The sequence below is a fragment of the Coprococcus sp. AM100_B19A genome (assembly GCF_027662015.1).
In the GTDB taxonomy this organism is placed as follows: domain Bacteria; phylum Bacillota; class Clostridia; order Lachnospirales; family Lachnospiraceae; genus Allocoprococcus; species Allocoprococcus comes.
The window spans coordinates 246-24,241 of the sequence record NZ_JAQDKN010000022.1 but is presented as its reverse complement, the minus strand read 5'-3'; the positions used below and the strand labels follow the sequence as shown (position 1 = coordinate 24,241).

The window sequence follows — 23,996 nt, the reverse complement described above, 5'->3', positions numbered from 1 at the left end:
AGACGATATAATTCAAAACAACAAAAACCTATTAAATAGATATGTAAATAAGGAAAAGAAATATCTTTCCAGTGGAATTTATTCGGATGAAACGAAGAGATAGAAGAAGAGAGGATTTTTCATGCGGCTGAAAAATTCTCTCTTTTTCTATTCTTCAATTACCTGGATTTCCAGAAAATCAAAATCAATTGAATCCACAAAACTGTCCTGATAGAATCTCGCTTTGGAATGCCGCTTGAATTCGTTGATATTCACATCCAGCCAGATCGGTTTGCTGAGATCAAATTCATAGCAAATCTCATCCAGAGCATTGAAAATCTTGTGGGTTCTTGTATCGTCGCTGTCATCACAGATGGTGGTGTCTTTGATCATATGATTGTCTTTAAATTCTTTTCCCCATAAGCGGAACATGGTAAAATCCTCCTTATAATAAATATGAAAAATGCCGGTCAGGCGAAGAATGTTTTTGTATCAAGTGATTTTCAGTATAGCGGATTTAGGGGAGAAAGTAAAGGAGACAGATTTTATTCTATGATTCTCTGATATGATGTGCTATATTGATACTAAAGTTTATGAAAGAAAGAGAATCATTCTCAATAACATGGAATAGGATAGAGAAAAAAGACAGGGAATCAGAAAAATGTCTGGAATAAAACGAGAAACTATAATCCGGGTTATACTGGGAATCTGTATGATATTTGTATCGATTGGTATGATATATGGTAAGTCCAAAGCCGGGAACGCAGATGAAAAAGGCAGAACCTATATAGAAGAATCAGAAAAAACTGCAAAGCAGAAGAACACAGAGAAAAGCAGGAAAGACAGCACGGAATCAACAAAGGCAGACAGCACAATTAAAGCCCAGATGACAGAAGCGCAGCAACTATCAGACACCGAAGCAAAAGGCATTGCCGAGGCTGAAGCGGTAGAAGCATCCATCCAGCCGGGACAGTATCCGGTGATGGGGATCAGCAGTATCCGCGCCTGGCAATTGGTAAATTATTTTAAAGCGTATGGAAGCACTTATCCGGCAGAAGTTTTGACGCAGGGAGGTGCACCGGATATTGAGACATTTGCACAGATGTATTATGAAGAAGCCACGGCAGAAGGCGTCCGTCCGGAGGTTGCATTTGCACAGGCGATGAAGGAGACAGGCTGGCTGCAGTATGGTGGAGATATGCAGATCACCCAGTATAATTTTGCCGGGATCGGGACGACGGGAGGAGGCGTACCCGGGAATTCCTACCCGGATGTCAGAACCGGGATCCGGGCACAGATCCAGCATCTGAAAGCTTATGCGACAGACGAAGCACTTGTCAAGGAATGTGTAGATGACCGTTACTCTTACGTGACAAAGGGGAGCGCACCGTATGTAGAGTGGCTGGGGCAGAAAGAAAATCCGGAAGGGTATGGCTGGGCAACGGGTGAACGTTATGGATACGACATTGTAGAAATGATTCATGCAATGCGAAAATAAAAGAAATGTGTCAGATTGAGATTATCTAATTTATTAAAATACTATGAAGCTTGCCCGGGCTGTATAGATTTCAAAGAGAAAAAATGGTATACTGATTTTACTTTCGGGACGAAAAAGGGAGATAGATTCCGGAGGGAAGTATACATAAAAAGGGGAGATTACATGCAGTCAGCAATGAAGTATTACGATGACGTAGACAGCTGGAAGACCGTCATGTTTCTTTACAATTCCGCATTGAAAGAAGTAGGGACGAAGCTGGAGATACTGAACGATGAATTTCAACATGTACACAGATATAATCCGATCGAGCATATCAAGACCAGGATCAAATCCGCAGAAAGTATTGTGAAAAAGCTGAAGCGGTACGGATATGAGACAAGTATTGAGAATATGGTACGCTATGTCAATGATATCGCAGGAGTCCGTCTGATCTGTTCGTTTACATCCGATATTTACCGGCTTGCGGAGATGATCGGGAATCAGAGTGACTTAAAGGTTCTGTCGATCAAAGACTATATCAAGAATCCGAAGGAAAGTGGATACAAGAGCTACCACATGCTGGTGTCCGTTCCGATCTTTCTGTCGGACAGTGTGGTGGATACGAAGGTCGAGATCCAGATCAGGACAATTGCGATGGATTTCTGGGCGAGTCTGGAGCATAAGATTTATTACAAGTTTGAAGGACAGGCACCGGAGTATATCAGCCGGGAACTAAAGGAATGTGCGGATATGGTATCGGCACTGGATGACAAGATGCTGTCACTGAATGAAGCAATTCTGGAATGTCTGAAAGAAGGCGGTGAGAAGCCGGTTCCGGAGAAAACAGAAGAAGTGGATGCGGAGATCATAGAGAATCCTATGATCCGATAAAGAAACACAAGAAAGTAATTATAAGAAAGCAGGAGCAGTCAATTGATTGTTGAGGAGTATACTCAACGTTAACTGACTGTTCCTGCTTTTTTGACACTGAACAGAAAAAATCATATTTAACAAAAACTTTACACAGCCAGGATTTCAGATTTTACAACCATTTTATATGATAGAGACCGTGAAGAAAAGAAAAAACAAAAACACATAAAACGGAGGATTTTAGTATTATGAAATTCAGAAAATTAATGGCAGTAGCACTTGTAGCAGCAATGGCAGCAACAATGGCAGTTGGATGCGGAGGATCATCATCTGACAAGAGCGCAGAGGGCAGTACGGATAACAGCAGCGCAGATAGCGGAAGTGATTTTGATACATCAAATGATATCACAATCGTATCCCGTGAAGATGGATCCGGTACAAGAGGAGCTTTCATTGAGCTGTTCGGAATAGAAGAAAAACAGTCAGACGGAACGAAAGTAGATATGACAACAACAGATGCGCAGATTACAAATAATACATCGGTAATGCTTACAACTGTAGCAGGTGACGAATATGCAATCGGTTATGTATCACTCGGATCTTTAAATGACAGCGTAAAGGCTCTGAAGATTGACGGAGCAGAAGCCACAGCAGACAATATCGAAAATGGTTCTTACAAAGTGTCAAGACCTTTCAATATTGCAGTGAAGAAAGATCTTGATAATGAAGTTGCAAAAGATTTTATGGCATATATTATGAGTACAGAAGGACAGGAAATCGTATCAAATGAAAAATACATTCCGGTATCGGATGTAGAAGCTTATGCAGGATCAAAACCATCTGGAAAATGTGTAGTAGGTGGATCTTCTTCTGTATCACCGCTGATGGAAAAACTGATTGAAGCATATAAGAAAGTAAACCCAAATGCAGACATTGAGCTTCAGACTTCAGATTCTACAACAGGTATGACATCTACGATCGAAGGAAGCTATGACATCGGTATGGCATCCAGAGAACTGAAAGATGACGAAGCTTCAGAACTTGAAGCAACAGTAATCGCAACAGATGGTATTGCAGTGATCGTAAATAAAGCTAACACGGCAGATGAGCTTTCAGCAGATCAGGTAAAATCAATCTATGTTGGGGATGTTACAACATGGGATGAAGTTTCCAAATAAATAAAAGAGGAAATTAAAGAATGAAATCAAAAGCATGGACTGAAAAAGTCATGCAGGGAGTGTTCTTCATTGCCGCCTGCACTTCGGTGCTGGCGGTAGCTCTCATTTGCATCTTCTTGTTTGCAAATGGAATCCCTGCAATCAGACAGATAGGATTTGTAAAATTTATAACCGGTGATATCTGGCGTCCGGGAAATGAACTTTTTGGTATTTTTCCGATGATCATCGGAAGTATCTATGTGACGGCAGGAGCAATTATATTTGGTGTGCCGATCGGAATTCTGACTTCGGTATTTATGGCTATGTATTGCCCGAAGAAAATTTACAGACCGTTAAAAGCAGCAACTGAACTGCTTGCGGGAATTCCGTCAGTTGTATATGGTTTCTTCGGCATGGTGATCGTAGTTCCGATCATTCGGGACTTCGGAAGAACTTTAAAGATGATGGGATTGGTTGAAAAATCCGGAGATGGAAAAGGAATCCTGACTACATCAATTGTACTTGGTATGATGATCCTTCCAACGATCATCGGGACAACAGAAAGTGCAATGCGTGCAGTGCCACCACAGTACTATGAAGGCTCGCTGGCACTTGGCGCAACCCAGGAAAGAAGTATTTTCAAAGTTGTGATTCCGGCGGCAAAGTCCGGTGTGATCACAGGAATCGTACTTGGAATCGGACGTGCGATCGGTGAGACCATGGCAGTTATTATGATTGCAGGAAACCAGCCTAGACTGGTCAATAATATTCTGCTCGGTGTCCGTACTCTGACTGGTAATATTGTAATTGAGATGGGATATGCGACCGGACTTCACAGGGAAGCGTTGATTGCTACAGGAGTTGTACTTTTTGTATTTATCCTGATCATCAATTTTAGTGTTGCGCTGCTTAAGAGGAGGGGTGAACATGAGTGATCAGACGAAAAAACCTGTTTATATCAACCGGGAAAATTTTACAGATAAGATAAAAAGCTATCTGAGACATCCGGGATCCATGATTTTGATGTTTCTTGTGATGCTTGCGACATTTATCACGTTTGCACTGCTCCTGTTCCTGATTTTTTATATTTTGATCAATGGAATTCCGTATATTAAACCGTCATTATTTTCATTACATTATACATCGGACAATGCATCTGTTATACCGGCATTGATCAATACGGTTGTTATGACACTGCTTTCGCTTTTGATCGCAGTACCATTTGGTATTTTTTCAGCAATCTTTCTTGTGGAATACGCAGGAAAGGGGAATAAATTTATCGAAGTGATCCGCCTGACGACGGAGACTCTTTCGGGCATTCCGTCTATCGTATATGGTCTGTTTGGTATGCTGTTCTTTGTAAATACGCTGAAATGGGGATTTTCCGTTCTGGCAGGTGCATTTACTTTATCGATTATGATTCTTCCGCTGATCATGCGCCAGACAGAAGAAGCACTTAAAGCAGTTCCGGATTCTTACAGAGAAGGAAGCTTTGGACTTGGAGCCGGAAAGCTCCGTACTGTATTCCGTATCGTGCTTCCATCGGCAGTTCCTGGAATCCTTGCGGGTGTGATCCTTGCCATTGGACGTATCGTAGGAGAGACGGCAGCACTGATTTATACAGCAGGAACGGTTGCACAGGTGCCAAAGAATGTACTTGGTTCCGGTCGGACACTGGCAATCCATATGTATATGCTGTCAAGCGAAGGGCTGTATATGAACCAGGCGTATGCGACAGCTGTTATTTTGCTTGTACTGGTTGTTGCGATCAACACCCTTTCCGGTGTGGTTGCGAAGAAACTGACGAAAGCATAGAGAGGAAAAGAAAATGTCAAAGATAAGTGTAAAAAATCTTGATTTATATTATGGCGATTTCAAGGCACTGAAAAACATTAACCTTGAGATCGAGCCAAATAAGATCACCGCGTTTATCGGACCGAGTGGTTGTGGTAAATCCACACTTCTCAAGTCGATCAACCGTATGAATGATCTGGTAGAAGGATGCCGGATTGACGGCGAAATCCTTCTGGACGGACAGAATATTTTTAAAGGAATGGACGTAAATGTCCTGAGAAAAAGAGTCGGAATGGTATTCCAGAAACCAAATCCATTCCCGATGAGCATTTATGATAATATTGCTTACGGACCGAGAACGCATGGAATCCGTTCAAAGGCAAAACTGGATGATATTGTAGAAAAATCACTGCGTAATGCAGCTATCTGGGACGAGTGTAAGGACCGTCTGAAAAAGAGTGCACTTGGCATGTCCGGTGGACAGCAGCAGAGACTTTGCATTGCACGTGCACTTGCAGTAGAACCGGAAGTACTTCTGATGGATGAACCGACTTCCGCACTGGATCCGATCTCAACATCCAAGATAGAAGACCTTGCGATGGAATTGAAAAAAGATTATACTATCGTTATGGTAACACATAATATGCAGCAGGCAGTCCGAGTGTCGGACAATACCGCATTTTTCCTTCTTGGAGAAGTTGTAGAATATAATGATACTGAAAAATTATTCTCGATCCCGTCCGATAAGAGGACAGAAGATTATATTACAGGGAGGTTTGGTTAAATGCGGAACAGATTTGACAGACAGCTGGAAGAACTTAATGAGATGCTTATTCATATGGGAGAACTTTGCGAGACGGCAATTGAGGAAGCGACAGGAGCCCTGGAAGGGCATGATATTGCCAGAGCAAAGGCTGTCATTACAGCAGACAGCGAGATCGATCAGATGGAAAAAGAAATTGAAAATCTCTGCCTGAAGCTTTTACTTCAGCAGCAGCCGGTAGCGCGGGATCTGCGAAGAATCTCGGCATCACTTAAGATGATCACGGATATGGAACGTATCGGAGATCAGACTGCGGATATCGCAGATATTGTGATTGCAACAAAATCAACAGAGGAAAAGAATCTGACGGATATTAACCGGATGGCAGAGGCGACTGTAAAGATGGTAAGAGACAGTGTATCTGCCTATGTACAGAAAGATCTGGAGCTTGCAAGAAGAGTCATGGTAGCAGATGATGAGGTAGATGATCTTTTTGATCTGGTAAAAGGAGATCTGGTAAAATTTATTTCCGATCACAAAGGAAGTGCCGGAGATGAGGCAATCGACCTGATCATGATCGCAAAATATCTGGAGAGGATCGGAGATCATGCAACAAATATTGCAGAGTGGGTTGAATTTTCAATTACAGGTATTCATGCAGGCGGAACTGCAATCTAAAAGAAATTAAAGGAGAACGAGAATGATTTTTTGTGTGGAGGATGAAGCGAACATCCGGGAATTAGTAGTATATACACTTGAAACTACGGGATTTGAGGCCCGTGGATTTGAAGAAGGCACATCATTCTTTGAAGCTCTGGCAGAGGAACTGCCAGAGCTGATTTTGCTTGATATCATGCTCCCGGGAGAAGATGGAATGGAGATCCTGAAGAAGCTGAAGACTTCCGGGAGAACCAAAGATATTCCGGTCATCATGGTTACGGCAAAGGGTGCAGAATATGACAAGGTCATGGGATTGGATGCGGGAGCAGATGATTATGTGACCAAACCATTTGGAATGATGGAACTGGTATCCAGAATCCGTGCAGTACTCAGACGGACATCGAAAAAAGAAGAGGATGATACCTATGTGCTGGGTGAGATCCGCATGAACCGTAAAAAGCATGAAGTAACGGTAGCGGGAGAACCGGTAGCATTAACATTGAAAGAATATGAGCTATTGAGAAAACTTATGGAGAATCAGAATATTGTTCTGACAAGAGATAAATTACTGGAAGAAATCTGGGGATATGATTTTGACGGTGAGACCAGAACGGTAGATGTCCATGTAAGAACCTTGCGCCAGAAGCTGGGACAGGCAGGAGAATATATTGAGACTGTCCGGGGGGTTGGATACCGTATAGGAGAGATCGATGCGAAATAGAATCCAGAAAAGTATGATTTTTGTGGTTACGATGTCACTCCTGATCTCGTATATTCTGGTTACTCTGGTTATTTACCGGCAGGCGCTGGATATCCGGCGCAGTGAACTGGTTCAGGAGGCAGAATATATCCGGGCGGCAATAGATATATCCGGAGAAGAATATTTTGGCACCATGGATAAGGTCAGTAGGCGCACCAGGGTAACATGGATCGATAAAGACGGAAAAGTACTTTATGATACCGGAAATGATCAGGAAACGCTGGCAAACCACAAATCAAGAAAAGAATTCAAAGAGGCATTGGCAAATGGCAGTGGGCAGGATATCCGTATGTCAGACAGCAAAGGACAGGAGATGTACTATTATGCGTTGAAGATGGATGATAGCTCTGTCCTGCGTGTGTCAAGAGGCATGGATACGGTCTGGAATACAGCATTTATGATCTTACCGTATATGATTGCGATCGGGGTCATGATGGGGTGTGTTGCATGGTTTATGACAAGGCATCAGGTGAAAAGGCTGATTGCACCGATTAACAATTTGGATCTGGAAGAACCACTGGAAAATGATGTATATGAAGAGTTGCATCCGCTGCTTGAAAGAATTGACAGGCAGAATAAAGAAAAAGCAGCAATTGAACAGATGAGGAGAGAATTCTCTGCAAATGTTTCCCATGAGCTGAAGACTCCTCTGACCTCGATTTCGGGATATGCAGAAATTATGATGAACGGTCTTGTAAAATCGGAAGATATGCAGGGATTCAGTGAACGGATCTATAAAGAGGCAAGCAGGATGATCACCCTGGTCGGTGATATTATCAAGCTGTCAAAACTGGATGAGGGCAGTGTGGAGCTTGAAAAAGAGAATGTGGATCTGTATCAGATGACAAGGGAGATCGTGAGCCGTCTGGCACTTCAGGCAGAAAAACACAGAATACAGGTTGAAGTGGTAGGAGAACATGTGGAATGTTTTGGAATCCGTCAGATCCTGGATGAGATGATCTACAACATCTGTGAAAATGCCATCAAATACAATAAAGAAAATGGAAAAGTAAATATCTGGGTTGGAAATACACTGAACGGGAAAAAGGTCATTGTCCAGGATACCGGAATCGGAATCCCAAAAGAGCATCAGGAGCGTATTTTTGAGCGTTTTTACCGGGTGGATAAGAGCCATTCCAGAGAGACCGGCGGAACAGGTCTGGGTCTTTCAATTGTAAAGCATGGAGCACTTTTGCATAACGCAGAAATCCATGTGGAAAGTGAAGAAGGAAAAGGTACAAAAATGGAGCTTATTTTTCATTGTTAAAAAACTGTTTACAATTGGGAAATTAAAGGTATAATGTATAGAAAAAAGCTATGAAATATTATAGCTTTTTTCTATTTTATATCAAAAACAGAATCATGTATAATAAAGAGTAATATGACTAAAATTAAAAAATGGTTGAATTCGGTATGGAAGAGTGCCGGATACAATCTGTGTAGAGATTCACATGGAAAATGAGAGGCAACTATGGAAGAACAGAAGCAGAGTACGAGCAGCAATTATTTTAAAGGATTATCCAGAAGGGATTATATCCAGAAAGCACATGAGATCATTCAGCAAGAAGGGATTCAGGCAGTATCTATCCGCAGGATTGCTAAGGAGATGGGGTGCTCATCAGCAAGTCTGTACAGGTACTTTGATAATGTGTCTGAACTTTTATACTATGCAGAACTCAGAATTTTAACCGGTTACATAGACAGGCTGAATGAGGCTGAGAAATCCTGGAAGAATATGTGGCAGGTATATGTAGGTGTGTGGGATTGTTATGCAACGGAGGCATTTCATAATCCGGAAGCATATAATCTGTTATTTTTTGAGTATAACAATGTAAAACTCAAAGAAGCAATGCGGGAATATTATGAAATGTTTCCGGAAGATATTGTAAATGTTAACCGCTTTTTCTACAATATGCTTCAGACACCAAGCTTTCTGGCACGTGATTTTGAGATGTGCAAGCGGTGTATCAATGTTGGTGGTATTACATATGACAATGCAGTAAAATTAAACCGGATGGTGTGTATGCTCTTTGAAGGCTATTTCAAAGATGTATATGAAAACGGGATAGAGGAAGAGCAGATTCCGGAACGTGTAAAACTGATGGTAGATGATGTAGATACGATCGTTATGGCTCTTGCCAACAATCTGAAAGGCTATAAAGGATACCGTAAATAAGGAAAAAACGCCGGTTTTTGGTTATTTTTAAATACAATCCTTGTTAAAAATTTAATTAAATTGCAATCCAAAAAAAACGTGGTAAAGTATATGTGAAAGTATCGAACACACGAAATAAGGAGGCAATTTAATGGACAATATGAAAGGCTTCGGCATGATGATTCATGAGCTGAAGAAAAATCCAAAAACGATCGTTTTAACAGAAGGAACAGATGAGAGAATTCTTGAGGCAGCTTCCCGTCTTTTAGCAGGAAACTTCCTTACACCAATTCTTGTTGGAAATAAAGAAGCAGTATTAGAAGCAGCTGAAAAGTATGGATACAACATCCGTGGCGGAGAGATCATTGATCCGGATGATTATGAGAGATTTGACGAGATGGTAGAACTGTTCTGCGAACTTCGTAAGAGCAAAGGTGTTACACCGGAGCAGGCAGCAAAGACACTTAAGAGCAACAACTATTTTGGAACCATGCTGGTTAAGATGGGAGTTGCAGATGCACTTCTTGGAGGAGCTACTTACTCTACAGCAGATACCGTACGTCCGGCACTTCAGCTGATCAAGACCAAACCGGGATCAAGCTGTGTATCTTCCTGCTTCATTTTGGTTCGTCCGTCAGCTACAGGTGAGAACGAAGTTCTTGCTATGGGTGACTGCGCGATTAATCTCAAACCAACAGAGGAGCAGCTTGCAGAAATCGCATGGGAAGTTGCAGAATGTGGTAAACACTTTGGTATCGATCCAAAGGTTGCATTCTTAAGCTACTCTACACTTGGATCTGGAAAGGGTGAAGATGTAGATAAGATGCGTAATGCAGCAGCAAAAGCAAAAGAACTGTATCCTTCACTTCCGATCGAAGGAGAGCTTCAGTTTGATGCAGCTGTATCTCCGCGTGTTGCAAGAACAAAATGCCCGAACAGTGAAGTAGCAGGTCAGGCAAATACATTTATCTTCCCGGATATCAACGCAGGTAACATCGGATATAAGATCGCACAGAGACTTGGTAACTTTGATGCATACGGACCGATCCTTCTTGGTCTTAATGCACCGATCAACGACCTGTCCCGTGGATGCAATGCAGAAGAAGTTTATTCTATGGCAATCATCACAGCAGCACTCGTAGAAGACTAAGAGTATTGACAAATATTCAGACGAAAATTATAATATAACAAACAAGGGCGTTTTCAAAATGGATTGAGAACGCCCTTTTTGTGGATGCGATGAGCCAAGTGCAGATTTGTGCTTGCACAACGGATCTGCATTTGGCGAATGTACATCACCTGGCGGTTAAGCGAGATGGTGTGAATACGCCATTTTATGAGTAGTAAAAACGGGAGGATTTGTATGAGTATGAAAAATTATACGAGAGAAGATATCCTGAATCTTGTCGAGGAAGAAGACGTGGGATTTATCAGGCTGCAGTTCACCGATATTTTCGGAACAATGAAGAATGTAGCGATTACAGTAAGCCAGCTTAAGAGAGCACTGGATAATAAATGTATGTTTGATGGATCTTCGATAGAAGGATTTGCCAGAATCGAAGAATCGGATATGTATCTGCACCCGGATCTGAATACATTTGAAATTTTCCCGTGGCGGCCGCAGCAGGGAAAGGTTGCAAGATTTATCTGCGATATTTACAGACCGGATGGAACAGCTTACGAAAGCGATCCGAGACATGTTCTTAAGAAGGTACTTTCCGAGACAAAAGAGATGGGATATGACTTTAACGTAGGACCGGAATGCGAATTTTTCCTGTTTGAGACGGATGATGCGGGAAATCCGACGACGATTTCCAATGAACGTGCAGGATATTTTGATCTGGGACCTTTGGATCAGGGAGAGAATGCAAGACGTGATATTGTTCTTACAATGGAAGATATGGGGTACGGTGTGGAGGCATCTCATCACGAGATGGCACCGGCACAGCATGAGATCGACCTGGAATATACAGAGGCGATGGATGCAGCAGACAATATCATGACATTTAAGATTGTTACCAAAACAATCGCAAAAAGACATGGGCTTCATGCTACATTTATGCCAAAGCCAAAGGATGGTATCCATGGCTCAGGAATGCATCTGAATATGTCTCTGTCAAGAGACGGAAAGAATGTTTTTGCAGATGAAAAAGATCCGAATGGTCTGAGCCAGGAGGCTTACTATTTTATCGGCGGACTTATGAGACATATTAAAGCGATCAGCTTTATCACAAATCCGATCGTGAATTCCTATAAGAGGCTGGTTCCCGGATATGAGGCACCGGTATATATTGCCTGGTCAGCCAATAACCGGACTCCTCTGATCCGTATTCCACGGGTATCAGGGGAAAGCACAAGAGTCGAACTCAGAAGTCCGGATGGTGCAGCAAATCCATATCTGGCACTTGCCGTATGTCTGGCTGCCGGAATGGAAGGAATTAAAAACAAGATCCTGCCGCCGGAGAGTGTAGATGAGAATATTTACGAAATGACAGATGTGGTGAAAAATGCACTTGGAATTGAGGAGCTTCCGGCAAGCTTAAGAGAAGCAATCACAGAATTCCAGAAAGATCAGTTTATGCAGGAAGTACTGGGAGAAGAACTGTCACAGAAGCTGATTGAGTCAAAGCGTGCAGAATACAGAGAATACCGCACTCAGGTTACAGAATGGGAAATTAATGAGTACTTACAGAAATTCTAAAGAAACTTTCCAATTCTAAAGGCAGGAGGCTGGTATTATGAGCAGTATTATTGTTGTATTTCCAAAAAAGGAGATTGCAACCAATATTCGCAATATACTGGTACGAAATGGATTTGACGTGATTGGTGTGGGGGTAACCGGAGCACAGGCGGTTCAATTGGCAGATAATCTGGATGATGGAATTGTAGTTTGTGGTTATAAAATGAAAGATATGTTATATAATGAATTGAGAGATTATCTGCCGGGTACGATTGAGATGCTTTTGATCGCATCGCCGGAGAAATGCAGTGACAGGACTCCGGGAGTGATCAGCCTGTCGATGCCGTTTAAGGTATTTGATCTGATGAATACGATCGAGATGATGGCACAATCGATCAGCAGGCGGAGAAAGAAAAGAAGAGCAGAGCTTAAGAACCGAAATCCGGAGCAGCAGGCACTTGTAAAAGAGGCAAAGAGTCTTCTGATGGAACGTAATAATATGACGGAGGAAGAAGCGCATCGCTATCTGCAGAAATGTAGTATGGAGAGCGGTGTCAATATGGTGGAGACAGCTCAGATGGTACTTAGTATTATGGCGGAATAAAGGAGATTGAAGAGGCAGGATATATGATCTTTACAAAAATGCATGGTCTTGGAAATGATTATGTGTGTATAAACTGCTTCAGAGAAAGGGTGGAAGATCCACCTGGATTTGCAAGAGCGCTTTGTGACAGGCATTACGGAATCGGAGCGGATGGTCTGATTCTGATATGTCCGTCAAAGGTGTCTGATTTTAAAATGGAGATATACAATTCGGATGGATCTGTTGCCGGGATGTGCGGCAATGGCATCCGATGCCTGGGAAAATATGTATATGATTACAGACTTACCGGAAAGGAAACTCTCAGTATCGAGACGAAATCCGGAATTCGTAACATGCACCTTCATATTCAGGATGGGAAAGCCTGCGGTGCTATGGTAGATATGGGTGTTCCAAGACTGAACGCACATAGCATTCCAATCCTGAGTGAAAAGGATCTGGTGATCAATGATCCGATTGAGGTACAGAAGAAGAACTACCGCATGACCGGGATTTCGATGGGAAATCCGCATGCGGTAATCTTTTCAGAAGAGATAAACGGGATTTCTCTGGAAGAGACAGGAAGGGAGTTAGAATTTCATCCGAGATTTCCGGAGAGAGCAAATATCGAGTTTTGTCATGTGACTGCGAGGGACCGGATGGAGATCCGTGTGTGGGAGCGGGGTGTTGGTGAAACGCTTGCCTGCGGAACCGGAGCATGTGCAGCAGTTGTGGCTTCTGTGCTGAATGACTTGACAGATGAGGAAGTAATCGTTAAATTATTAGGTGGAGAGTTATCTGTCAGATGGGATCGTAAGGTGAATCATGTATTTTTGGAGGGGCCTGCGGTTAAAGTATTTGATGGTGTACTATAAAGATCAAATCACAAAGGAGACGACATATGTACAGTGTAAATGAAAACTACTTAAAGTTACCGGGAAGCTATCTGTTTTCCAATATTGCCAAAAAAGTTGCAGCGTTCTCAGCAGCGAATCCGGATGCACCGATCATCCGTTTGGGAATCGGTGATGTAACACAGCCGCTTGCACCTGCGATCATCGAAGCGCTTCACAGTGCAGTTGATGAGATGGCACACGCAGAGACATTCCACGGATATGCACCGGATCTTGGATATGAATTCTTAAGAAGCGCGATCGCAAAGAATGATTTCCAGGCAAGAGGATGTGATATTGCTGCAGATGAGATCTTTATCTCAGACGGAGCAAAGAGTGATTCTGGAAATATCCAGGAGATCTTTGGACCTGACTGCAGAATCGCAGTAGGAGACCCGGTATATCCTGTATATGTGGATACAAACGTAATGGCAGGACGTACCGGAACTTACGATCCAAAGACAGAAACATGGAGCAATGTAATCTACATGCCTTGTACAGCAGAAAATGGATTTGTACCGGAACTGCCAAAAGAAGTACCGGATATGATCTATTTATGCTTCCCGAACAATCCGACCGGAGCGGCTATCACAAAAGATGAACTCCAGAAATGGGTAGATTATGCAAATAAAAACGGGGCAGTGATCATTTATGATGCTGCATATGAAGCATATATCACAGAGGAAGATGTACCACACAGTATTTTTGAATGTGAAGGAGCAAGAACCTGTGCAATCGAACTTAGAAGTTTTTCTAAGAATGCCGGATTTACAGGAGTACGTCTTGGCGCAACAATCATTCCGAAAGACCTTAGGTGTGGAGATGTGATGCTTCATTCGCTGTGGGCAAGACGTCACGGAACAAAATACAATGGAGCACCTTATATTGTACAGAAAGCCGGAGCTGCTGTTTATACAGAGGCCGGAAAAGCACAGATCAAAGAGCAGATCGCATACTATCAGAAGAATGCAAGAACGATTTATGAAGGTCTGAAGAATGCCGGATACACGGTATCCGGAGCAGTGAACTCACCATATGTATGGTTAAAGACGCCGGATAACATGACTTCATGGGAATTCTTTGATTTCCTTCTTGAAAAAGCAAATGTAGTCGGAACTCCGGGATCAGGATTTGGACCGAGCGGGGAAGGATACTTCCGCCTGACAGCATTTGGAAGTTACGAGAATACGTTGGAAGCGATCAAGAGAATTGAGAATATTTAATTGAAAATCTGGCTGCAGGGACGGGCGTCGGATCACGGTGTGGATTTGGCGGTGGACTCTGGCGTGAACAGCCTGTAACATGAAAAGAAAGAGAAAAGTGTGATACCAGACTCATTCGACGGAAAATTTGATGATTTTCCATCTCAGGAGTCTTCGGAGTTTCGTACTTGGGGTACGAAATCCGATCACACTTTTCTCTTTTTTTCATTAACAGGCTGTAACACGCCGCCATATACCGCCAAATCCACACCGTGATCCGACGCCCTTGGCGCTGCAGACAATTTAAAATGATACCTGGCTTTAAGCTTTATTCAACCGTTATGTGTGTCTATACCAAAACAAAATCACTCATAACATATAAGCCAGAACAAAAGTAAATATAATAAGAATGGATTTCAATTCTGAACAAACAATCCTTCCATCCACAGCGAGGCGCATCTATGATGCGCCAATGCGGAAGCTTTGAATAACGTAAGGGTGAAGTGGGGACGAGGTGACGGTTTCACGCCATTCGTAAGAGCCGTGCAGTCTGTTCATTTAATCGGGACGGAAATTGTGACCAGATTTCGTACTACAAGTACGGAATCTGAGGACTGCCTGAGCCGGAAAATCATTAGATTTTCCAGCGAATCAGTCCGGTGTCGCAACTTTCGTCCCGATTAAATTTTACAGAATGCAGGCGATGAAGACCGGCGTGAAACCGTCACCTCGTCCCCACTTCGCCCGTAACCTTATTCCAAACTTCCCCTAACCGGTATGAGACTCCGCTCCAATACCCCTTTCAGGTGAGCAATAGCGGTTCCGTAGTTCGTGATCGGTACGCCCTGATCTTCGGCGCATTTGAGGCGATACTGCATTTCGCGTTCGTTCAGGGTGCAGCCACCACAGTGAATAATGAGTTTATAAGGTGAGAGATCTACCGGGAATTCGGTCCCGCTTGTGAATTCAAAGTGCAGGTCTATATTTCCGGTATGCTGGCGGATCCAGCGAGGAAGCTTCACTGTTCCAATGTCATCACATTGCCTGTGGTGGGTGCAGCCTTCACAGACGAGGATTTTGTCACCATCTTCCAACTTGTCCAGCATCTGTGCACCTTCGACCTGAAGCTTCAGATTTCCTTTGTATCTGGAAAGCAGGATGGAAAAAGAGGTCAGTGGAATATCTTCCGGTGTATCGGCAGATACTTTGGCAAATGCCTGGCTGTCAGTGATGACAAGGCGTGGCTTTTTGCCAAGAGACGAAAGTGTTTCCTTCAATTCTGTGTCACGGGTTACAATAGAGATTGCACCAGCCTCCAGTACATCGCGGATGGTCTGCTGCTGTGGGAGGATCAGACGTCCTTTTGGGGCGGCAGAGTCGATCGGGACGACCAGAACGACAAAATCATTTGGATTTAAAAGATCGCGGACGAGATATTTATCCTGATCTTCTTCCGGAGCCTGGCTTGCGATCAGTTCTTTTAATTCATGAATATGGTATCCGGTTACTGTGCTGACTTCGATACTGTTGGAAGCATCTATATGAAAAGAAGCATCCGGCATAGAATCCAGGTTCGGACAGACTGCGCCATTTTCAGCAGAAGAGCAGAGGTCAGATTTATTTTTTACCACAACGTAAGGGATCTTCTTATCCTGTATTTTCTTTAAGATGGATAAATCTTCTGGTGTCATGCCAAGAGAGGCATCGATTACCAGAACAGCGATATCTGTTTTGTTTAAAATCTGGTAGGCTTTTTTGACACGCAGTTCACCGAGTTCTCCGATGTCGTCAAGCCCCGGGGTGTCAATGATCACGACAGGTCCGAGGGGAAGAAGTTCCATTGCCTTTGGAACCGGATCGGTAGTTGTTCCGAGAACATCAGATACAATGGCAAGATTCTGTCCGGTGATAGCGTTGATGATGCTGGATTTTCCGGCATTTCTGCGACCGAAGATACCGATATGTACACGATCTGCAGAAGGGGTGCTGTTAAGACTCATAGTTTTTGTAATCTCCTTTTTTGTATTCTTTTTGCGCAGGAATTCCTTTGCAGTCAGTTTGAATCTGAAAATAGTGTAACACATATACTATAGAAAATCAATTTTGTGAAAATTTACTTAAAAGAAACATATAAAACTGGCAATTTTGGATAAAAGTTTCATTGACTAAAGTGTGAAAGTACGGTAAAATAATCACAAGTTCATAAAGAACAGAACAGACAAGGATGTCGCATCAGATGCGGCATCCTTTTTGTATTTCAGAAAAGAAAGTAATCAGAAGTGCAAAGTAATTTCTCAAACAATCCCGGGAACGAGAGAGTGTCTGCGGACGGAAATGCAAGGGCGCATTACAAAAGAATTTGTGATGCGCCCTTACGTTTTCACTACACAGTTAAGGAGGATTATTATTATGAAAAAAAGATTAATAGCAGTTTTAATGTGTGCAGTAATGATAACAGTACTTGGAGCAGGATGTGGAAGTAAAAAAGAAGATACAAAGGAAACCTCTGATACAAAGAAAGAATATACAGAAGACGAGCTGAAGGACAGCATGAAAGGTGTCAAACTGAAAGTCGGAACAACCGGACTTTTCGGACCATTTACATACTATGATGAGGACGGAAAGACGCTGATCGGATATGATGTTGATCTGTTAAATGATCTGCAGGAGCTTCTGGGATTCGAAATCGATGGTGGCCTCCAGGCAATGGATTATTCGGCACTTACTACTTCACTTGCTGAAAATAAACTGGACATCGGAGCAGCAGCACTTTGTGCAACAGATGAAAGAAAAGAAGTTATGGACTTCAGTGATATCTATTGTGATTCCGGTCAGGTCGTTATGGTAAATAAAAATGACGATAAAGGAATTAAGAGTGTTGATGATCTGAAGGATAAAAAAATAGCCGTTGAAAAGGGAACCGCATCTCATACTTATGCAAGCAAGAACCTTACAAGTGCAACTCTCGAAGTACATGACACGATCACAACTGCATATGAATCTTTGGAGCAGGGAAAAGTAGATGCTGTTATTCAGGATGGACCTGGAGCATATTTCTATATTAAGACAACACCGGACAGCAACCTGGAGGTAGTCGGGGATGAGTTTAATCAGGGCCAGGCACCGTATTGCGTAGCAATTTCTAAAGAATGCAAATATTATGATGAAATCAATGCAGCTGTAAAGGTACTGATTGATAATGGCACAACAGATGAACTCTATGCGAAATGGTGTGAATAATCAAAGAACAGACAGCAACTAAAAAGAAGATAGGATGAGATAGTATATGGATATGACTTTTTTGAATGTTTTACTTCCAATGATGTTTGAGGGATTAAAACTTACGATTTTAATTGCTGTTGTCGGTATCACAATTGGCTTCCTGATCGGAAGCCTCTGTGGATACCTGCTTCAGTCGAAATATAAAATAGGGAAAGCAATTGCAGAAGTTTACATCTGGATCATTCGTGCGACACCGCTTATGGTGCAGGCTTTATACGGATATTTTGTAATTCCGAAGCTTTTGGGTGTCGATATTGGAAGCACTGCAGTGGGAATTGGCGTTATCGCACTGAATTCCGGTGCATTTATTTCAGAAATTGTAAAAGGTGCGTTGATGAGCATTGATCCGGGACAGAAAGAAGCAGGTGCATCACTTGGACTTACAAGTGCACAGACGATGATCCATCTGGTTATCCCACCGGCATTTAAAGCGGCACTTCCGGCATTATTTAACCAGTTTATCATTTCTGTTAAGGATACCGCACTTTTATCTGCGATTGCGGTTAATGAGATCACGCATCAGGCACAGGCGTATGCAGCGTTGAGCTTTAAAGCAATTCCTACATACACAGCACTGGCAGCGTTTTATCTGGTGATACTTTCGGTACTGATAATTGTCCAGAAACAGATAGAAAGGAAAATGAGGTGATTGGTATGATTAAAGTAAATCATTTGTCGAAGAAATTTGGGAACCTGGAGGTATTAAAGGATATCAATCTTGATATCAATGAAGGTGAAGTGGTCTGTATCATCGGACCTTCCGGATCTGGAAAGAGTACTTTCTTAAGATGCATCAATCAGCTTGAAAGACCGACAGGCGGAACCGTACAGTATGAGGGAAAGAATCTTCTCGATAAGAATTGTGACATCCGCAAATTCCGTGAGGAAGTCGGAATGGTTTTCCAGAAATTCAATCTGTTTCCGCTTAAGACTGTTGTTCAGAATGTTATGATGGCACCAATCCTTACCAAACACATGAATAAGGAAGAAGCGCATGCAAAAGCACTGGAACTTCTGGATAAGGTAGGATTAAAGGATAAAGCGGATGTATATCCGAGTACACTTTCAGGTGGACAGCAGCAGAGAGTTGCCATTGCAAGAGCACTGGCAATGAAACCGAAAGCGTTGTTGTTTGATGAGCCGACATCGGCGCTGGACCCGGAACTGGTAGGAGATGTACTTGATGTTATGAAATCTCTTGCGAAAGAAGGAATGACGATGATCGTTGTAACACATGAAATGGACTTTGCACGTGATGTGGCAGACCGGGTCATCTTTATGGCAGACGGATATGTTGTTGAAGAAGGCAGACCGGATGCAATTTTTACAGCACCAAGAGAGAGAAGGACGCAGTCATTCTTATCCCGTGTTCTTCCGGCAACTGCATAAATAAGACGTTTTGTAAAAATTATTGATATACTACTCATAAAGGGGCAGGTGAGAGCCTGCCCCAGTGTAAAAAAGATCAAGAAAATGAGTAAAATACTTCCATTGACTTTCCTATATCCGATTGTTAAAATAAGAAGAAAGCTAAAGAAGGGACCTTCGCCATACGGCGGAGGTGTTTTTAGCTTATAGAAAAATATAATTTCTATATTATGATGTAAGTGTCAAAAGTATCAATTGCGTTTGTGCTCGCACAAATAAGCAATTGATACTTATTGACACTCACATCATATTATTAAAAAGCTGGAGATGGTGTGTACGGAGGCACCACTGTAAAAGGAGTGTAGAAAAGATGGAAAAGAAGAGGAGTAATTTTACCGGCTCGATCGGATTCGTGCTGGCGGCTGCGGGAAGTGCAGTCGGGTTGGGGAACATCTGGAGATTCCCGTATCTGGCAGCAAAAGGTGGAGGCGGAGTGTTTATTCTGTGCTATGTGGTACTGGCACTTACCTTTGGGTTTACGTTGCTGACAACAGAGATCGCGATCGGACGTAAGACAGGACAGAGTCCGCTTACTGCATATGAACAGATGCATAAAGGATGGGGAGGAATTGGTGTGCTTGCATGTGCAGTACCGGTTATCATTCTTCCGTATTATTGCTCGATTGGTGGATGGGTACTCAAATATTTGTCGGCATTTCTCACAGGTCATGGAGCGCAGGCAGCAGAAGACGGATATTTTACAGGCTATATTACACAGGTCGGACAGCCGATCATATGGATGCTGATCTATGTGCTTATTACGGCAACGGTTGTTTATAAAGGAGTAAATAAAGGAATTGAAAAATACAGTAAGATTCTGATGCCGATCCTGTTTGTACTGATTGCGGGAATTTCTGTATTTTCTCTTACCCTGAAACATACAAATGCAGATGGAGTGACAAGAACCGGTATGCAGGGACTGGCGATTTACCTGATCCCGAATTTTAGAGGGATGACGGTTAAAAGTTTCCTTTCGGTTGTGATGGATGCATTGGGACAGCTTTTCTTCTCAATCAGCGTGGCGATGGGAATTATGGTTACTTACGGATCCTATGCGAAGAAAGAGACCAATCTGATGAAGTCGATCAACCAGATTGAGTTTTTTGATACGCTTGTAGCGCTTCTGGCAGGACTTATGATCATTCCGGCTGTTTATACTTTTATGGGAACCGAAGGAATGTCTGCAGGACCGGGACTGATGTTTGTATCTCTGCCAAAAGTATTTAAAGCAATGGGGGCAGCAGGAGTGTTGGTAGGAATTGTATTCTTTCTGATGGTATCTTTTGCAGCGGTTACTTCTTCTGTATCTGTTATGGAGGCAATCGTATCAAGCATGATGGATAAATTCCATGTATCCAGAAAAAAAGGAACGATCCTGACTACTTTATATGGAATGATCGTTGGTGTGATCGTATGTCTTGGATACAACAAGCTTTATTTCGAACTGAAACTTCCGAACGGCACGGTAGCGCAGATTCTGGACGTGATGGATTATCTCAGCAATAACTGTCTGATGCCGATGGTGGCACTGCTTACCTGTATTCTGATCGGATGGATTGTAAAACCAAAAGTGATCATCGATGAAGTGACACTTGGCGGATACAGGTTTGGCAGAGAAAAGCTTTATGTTGCAATGATCAAGGTAATTGCACCGTTGATGCTTCTGATTCTTTTAGTGCAGTCCGTAGGATTATAAAAAGAAAATTTCAGAAAAGGCTTGACATTTAGTGGAAAATAAATTATTGTAAGTTACAGATTTTGGTGTGTAACTGTACGGCAGGCATTAACCATACATAGATATTATTTTGATATTTGTGTGGGGTTAATGCCTTTTTTGCGTTAAAAATTCGAATAAAAGGCTTCCACGAAAGAAAATAATATCATAGGCATAAGCCAGGTAATTAAAATTTCTTGAGGAAAAGGAGTACATGCAATGAAAGACAAAATTTTTGGCGTATTGCAGCGAGTTGGAAGATCCTTCATGCTTCCGATAGCAATTCTTCCGGTAGCGGGTCTGCTGCTGGGATTCGGTAGCTCGTTTACCAATGCTACCACAATCCAGACTTATGGTCTGGAGAAAATTTTAGGAGACGGAACCATCCTGAATTCGTTACTCATTATCATGAACAAAGTAGGAAGTGCTGTATTTGACAACTTGCCACTGATTTTCGCGGTTGGAGTTGCAATCGGTATGGCAAAGAAAGAAAAAGAAGTAGCGGCACTTTCTGCATTGATCGCATTCTTTGTTATGAATGTTGCAATCAATGCAATGCTTGTGATCACAGGAGAGATTACCGCAGATGGAACGATCGCTTCGAATGTACTGGAAGGAACCATCACTTCTGTTTGCGGAATCCAGTCCTTACAGATGGGTGTGTTTGGTGGTATTATTGTAGGACTTGGTGTTGCTGCTCTGCATAACCGTTTTCACAAAATCGTTCTTCCAAATGCGTTATCATTCTTCGGAGGGTCCAGATTTGTTCCGATCATTTCTACACTGGTGTACATGTTTGTTGGGATTGGAATGTATTTTGCCTGGCCGGTTGTACAGAATGGAATTTATGCACTTGGCGGACTGGTAACCGGAAGCGGATATCTGGGAACCCTGATTTTTGGTATTATTAAGAGAGCTTTGATTCCGTTCGGACTTCATCACGTATTTTACATGCCATTCTGGCAGACAGCAGTCGGTGGAACAATGGAAGTTGCGGGACAGATGGTACAGGGAGGACAGAACATCTTCTTTGCACAGCTTGCTGATTCTGCAAATATCGCACATTTCAGCGCAGATGCGACCAGATATTTCTCAGGTGAATTTATCTTTATGATCTTCGGACTTCCGGGAGCGGCACTTGCGATGTACCGCTGTGCAAAACCGGGAAAGAAAAAACAGGCAGGAGGACTTCTCCTTTCTGCAACACTTGCCTGCATGATGACGGGTATTACAGAGCCACTGGAATTCTCATTTCTTTTTGTTGCACCGGCACTTTTTGCTGTACAGGTAGTGCTTGCAGGTTCTGCTTACATGATCGCGCATATCCTGAATATAGCAGTAGGACTTACCTTCTCTGGTGGTTTTCTGGATCTGTTCCTTTTCGGTATCCTGCAGGGAAATGCAAAGACAAGCTGGCTTCGGATCATTCCGGTTGGAATTATTTATTTCTTCCTGTATTATTTTATCTTCAGTTTCCTGATCAAAAAGTTTAACTTCAAGACACCGGGACGTGAAGATGATGATACAGAGACAAAATTATATACAAAGGCAGATGTAAATGCCAGAAAAGAAGCAGGAAAAGAAACAGCAGGGAATACAGGAACCGCAGATCCGGTAAGTGAGGCAATCACACAGGGACTTGGCGGAAAGAAAAATATCAGTGATGTGGATTGTTGTGCAACAAGACTTCGTATCACAGTTCATGACGCAGCCCGCGTAAATGATGAGATCATCAAGACAACAGGTTCCAGAGGAATCGTGAAAAAGGGACAGGGTGTCCAGATCATTTATGGTCCTCAGGTAACTGTGATTAAGTCTAAACTGGAAGATTATCTGGAAACAGCTCCGGATGAATATTATGAGAGCGCTGCTGTGTCAGAAGAGAATTCAGCCGAAGAAAATACAGATACTGTAAATGAAAATAATAAAACACGGGAAAAAGTGGTAAATACAATTGTTGTATCCAGCCCGATCACCGGTATGGCAGGCGATATTACAACCTGTCCGGATGAAGGATTTGCAGGAAAAATGATGGGTGACGGAGCCGTTGTTACACCGGAAGATGCTGTGATCTGCGCACCGGAAGATGGAGAAGTGCTTTTCGTATTTGAAACAAAGCATGCACTTGGATTCCAGACAGAAAGCGGACTTGGCATGCTGCTTCACATCGGTATTGATACCGTATCTCTGAACGGTGAAGGATTTGAAGTATTTGTAGAAAATGGTCAGAAAGTGAAAAAAGGTGATCCGCTTATGAAGATCGATATTCCATTCTTGGCTTCACATGCACCGTCTCTTTGTTCGCCGGTACTTTGTACAGAACTGGAAGAGAATCAGAGCGTACGTCTCCTTGCAACGGGAGAAGTAAAAGCCGGCGATCCATTATTTGCCGTAGACACAGTAGAATAGAACAGCGAAAGCTGTTTTAATAATGACGGCGCTTTGAAAAGCAAAGCGCTGTCAAAAGATAAACTAAAATGAAAAAAGAAAAGGAGAATTTATCATGAAAGAATTTAAGTATGTAGTAACAGATGCACAGGGAATCCACGCAAGACCAGCAGGAATTCTGGTAAAAGCAATTGCAAAAAAAACTTCAGATATT

General features: G+C 42.6%; 23 protein-coding genes. 21 read left to right on the top strand and 2 right to left on the bottom strand.

Annotated elements, in window-relative coordinates; genetic code table 11:
• Nucleotides 1-147: 147 nt before the first annotated feature.
• Nucleotides 148-411 (bottom strand): hypothetical protein, encoded by a 264-nt coding sequence (locus PGQ33_RS15565; protein ID WP_055158192.1) that lies wholly within the window; start codon nt 409-411, stop codon nt 148-150.
• Between the two features lie 229 nt (nt 412-640).
• Between PGQ33_RS15565 and PGQ33_RS15560 the strand changes: the two genes are divergently transcribed.
• The 15 genes from PGQ33_RS15560 to PGQ33_RS15490 all read left to right on the top strand — a co-directional run bounded on the left by PGQ33_RS15560 (nt 641) and on the right by PGQ33_RS15490 (nt 14,991).
• Complete coding sequence (locus PGQ33_RS15560; protein WP_055249355.1) at nt 641-1,477, top strand: glucosaminidase domain-containing protein; 837 nt, start codon at nt 641-643, stop codon at nt 1,475-1,477.
• 162 nt (nt 1,478-1,639) lie between these two features.
• Nucleotides 1,640-2,347: a GTP pyrophosphokinase gene (locus PGQ33_RS15555; RefSeq protein ID WP_022220501.1), complete on the top strand. Its 708-nt coding sequence runs from the start codon at nt 1,640-1,642 to the stop codon at nt 2,345-2,347.
• A 227-nt stretch (nt 2,348-2,574) separates the two neighbouring features.
• The gene (locus PGQ33_RS15550; RefSeq protein ID WP_055158195.1) at nt 2,575-3,504 is read left to right on the top strand and encodes a substrate-binding domain-containing protein; all 930 of its coding nucleotides are present in this window, start codon (nt 2,575-2,577) and stop codon (nt 3,502-3,504) included.
• A 20-nt stretch (nt 3,505-3,524) separates the two neighbouring features.
• Nucleotides 3,525-4,418: a phosphate ABC transporter permease subunit PstC gene (pstC, locus tag PGQ33_RS15545; protein WP_008368514.1), complete on the top strand. Its 894-nt coding sequence runs from the start codon at nt 3,525-3,527 to the stop codon at nt 4,416-4,418.
• Between the two features lie 88 nt (nt 4,419-4,506).
• Complete coding sequence (gene pstA / locus PGQ33_RS15540; RefSeq protein WP_416387036.1) at nt 4,507-5,298, top strand: phosphate ABC transporter permease PstA; 792 nt, start codon at nt 4,507-4,509, stop codon at nt 5,296-5,298.
• A 13-nt stretch (nt 5,299-5,311) separates the two neighbouring features.
• Entirely contained in the window at nt 5,312-6,061 is a 750-nt protein-coding gene (gene pstB / locus PGQ33_RS15535; protein ID WP_055158199.1) for a phosphate ABC transporter ATP-binding protein PstB, read from the top strand.
• Nucleotides 6,062-6,718, top strand: coding sequence for a phosphate signaling complex protein PhoU (gene phoU / locus PGQ33_RS15530; RefSeq protein WP_270206023.1), 657 nt, complete (start codon nt 6,062-6,064; stop codon nt 6,716-6,718).
• A 22-nt stretch (nt 6,719-6,740) separates the two neighbouring features.
• On the top strand, nt 6,741-7,421 hold the full coding sequence (locus PGQ33_RS15525) for a winged helix-turn-helix domain-containing protein (protein WP_055249350.1): 681 nt from the start codon (nt 6,741-6,743) through the stop codon (nt 7,419-7,421).
• The gene (locus PGQ33_RS15520) at nt 7,411-8,727 is read left to right on the top strand and encodes a sensor histidine kinase (protein ID WP_117836253.1); all 1,317 of its coding nucleotides are present in this window, start codon (nt 7,411-7,413) and stop codon (nt 8,725-8,727) included. The genes PGQ33_RS15525 and PGQ33_RS15520 overlap by 11 nt, the downstream gene beginning before the upstream one ends.
• 204 nt (nt 8,728-8,931) lie before the next feature.
• The gene (locus tag PGQ33_RS15515; protein ID WP_008368506.1) at nt 8,932-9,636 is read left to right on the top strand and encodes a TetR/AcrR family transcriptional regulator; all 705 of its coding nucleotides are present in this window, start codon (nt 8,932-8,934) and stop codon (nt 9,634-9,636) included.
• 139 nt (nt 9,637-9,775) lie between these two features.
• Nucleotides 9,776-10,765 carry a phosphate acetyltransferase gene (pta, locus tag PGQ33_RS15510; protein ID WP_118219555.1) on the top strand — a complete coding sequence of 330 codons (990 nt, stop codon included), beginning with the start codon at nt 9,776-9,778 and terminating at the stop codon, nt 10,763-10,765.
• A gap of 219 nt (nt 10,766-10,984) precedes the next feature.
• Nucleotides 10,985-12,316 (top strand): type I glutamate--ammonia ligase, encoded by a 1,332-nt coding sequence (glnA, locus tag PGQ33_RS15505; protein WP_270206029.1) that lies wholly within the window; start codon nt 10,985-10,987, stop codon nt 12,314-12,316.
• A gap of 37 nt (nt 12,317-12,353) precedes the next feature.
• The gene (locus tag PGQ33_RS15500) at nt 12,354-12,899 is read left to right on the top strand and encodes an ANTAR domain-containing response regulator (protein WP_270206022.1); all 546 of its coding nucleotides are present in this window, start codon (nt 12,354-12,356) and stop codon (nt 12,897-12,899) included.
• Between the two features lie 23 nt (nt 12,900-12,922).
• A complete protein-coding gene (gene dapF, locus PGQ33_RS15495; RefSeq protein WP_117559128.1) occupies nt 12,923-13,750 on the top strand; it encodes a diaminopimelate epimerase in 828 nt (275 codons plus the stop codon).
• Between the two features lie 26 nt (nt 13,751-13,776).
• Nucleotides 13,777-14,991 carry an LL-diaminopimelate aminotransferase gene (locus PGQ33_RS15490; RefSeq protein WP_270206021.1) on the top strand — a complete coding sequence of 405 codons (1,215 nt, stop codon included), beginning with the start codon at nt 13,777-13,779 and terminating at the stop codon, nt 14,989-14,991.
• 731 nt (nt 14,992-15,722) lie between these two features.
• Here the strand turns inward: PGQ33_RS15490 and hydF are convergent.
• Nucleotides 15,723-16,970, bottom strand: a complete 1,248-nt coding sequence (gene hydF / locus PGQ33_RS15485; RefSeq protein WP_270206020.1) for a [FeFe] hydrogenase H-cluster maturation GTPase HydF — start codon at nt 16,968-16,970, stop codon at nt 15,723-15,725.
• Nucleotides 16,971-17,379: 409 nt separating this feature from the next.
• On the opposite strand from hydF, the gene PGQ33_RS15480 reads away from it, so the two are divergent.
• The 6 genes from PGQ33_RS15480 to PGQ33_RS17080 form a co-directional block, all read left to right on the top strand.
• The gene (locus tag PGQ33_RS15480) at nt 17,380-18,210 is read left to right on the top strand and encodes a transporter substrate-binding domain-containing protein (RefSeq protein ID WP_118199596.1); all 831 of its coding nucleotides are present in this window, start codon (nt 17,380-17,382) and stop codon (nt 18,208-18,210) included.
• 46 nt (nt 18,211-18,256) lie between these two features.
• Nucleotides 18,257-18,901 (top strand): amino acid ABC transporter permease, encoded by a 645-nt coding sequence (locus PGQ33_RS15475; RefSeq protein ID WP_008368496.1) that lies wholly within the window; start codon nt 18,257-18,259, stop codon nt 18,899-18,901.
• Nucleotides 18,898-19,641, top strand: coding sequence for an amino acid ABC transporter ATP-binding protein (locus PGQ33_RS15470; protein WP_442872459.1), 744 nt, complete (start codon nt 18,898-18,900; stop codon nt 19,639-19,641). Before PGQ33_RS15475 ends, PGQ33_RS15470 begins: the two co-directional genes overlap by 4 nt.
• A 349-nt stretch (nt 19,642-19,990) precedes the next feature.
• Nucleotides 19,991-21,376: a sodium-dependent transporter gene (locus PGQ33_RS15465; RefSeq protein ID WP_270206018.1), complete on the top strand. Its 1,386-nt coding sequence runs from the start codon at nt 19,991-19,993 to the stop codon at nt 21,374-21,376.
• A 237-nt stretch (nt 21,377-21,613) separates the two neighbouring features.
• Nucleotides 21,614-23,803, top strand: a complete 2,190-nt coding sequence (locus PGQ33_RS15460; protein ID WP_270206017.1) for a PTS transporter subunit IIABC — start codon at nt 21,614-21,616, stop codon at nt 23,801-23,803.
• A 94-nt stretch (nt 23,804-23,897) separates the two neighbouring features.
• The coding region (locus PGQ33_RS17080; protein WP_270205712.1) for an HPr family phosphocarrier protein at nt 23,898-23,996 on the top strand (99 nt) is incomplete at its 3' end.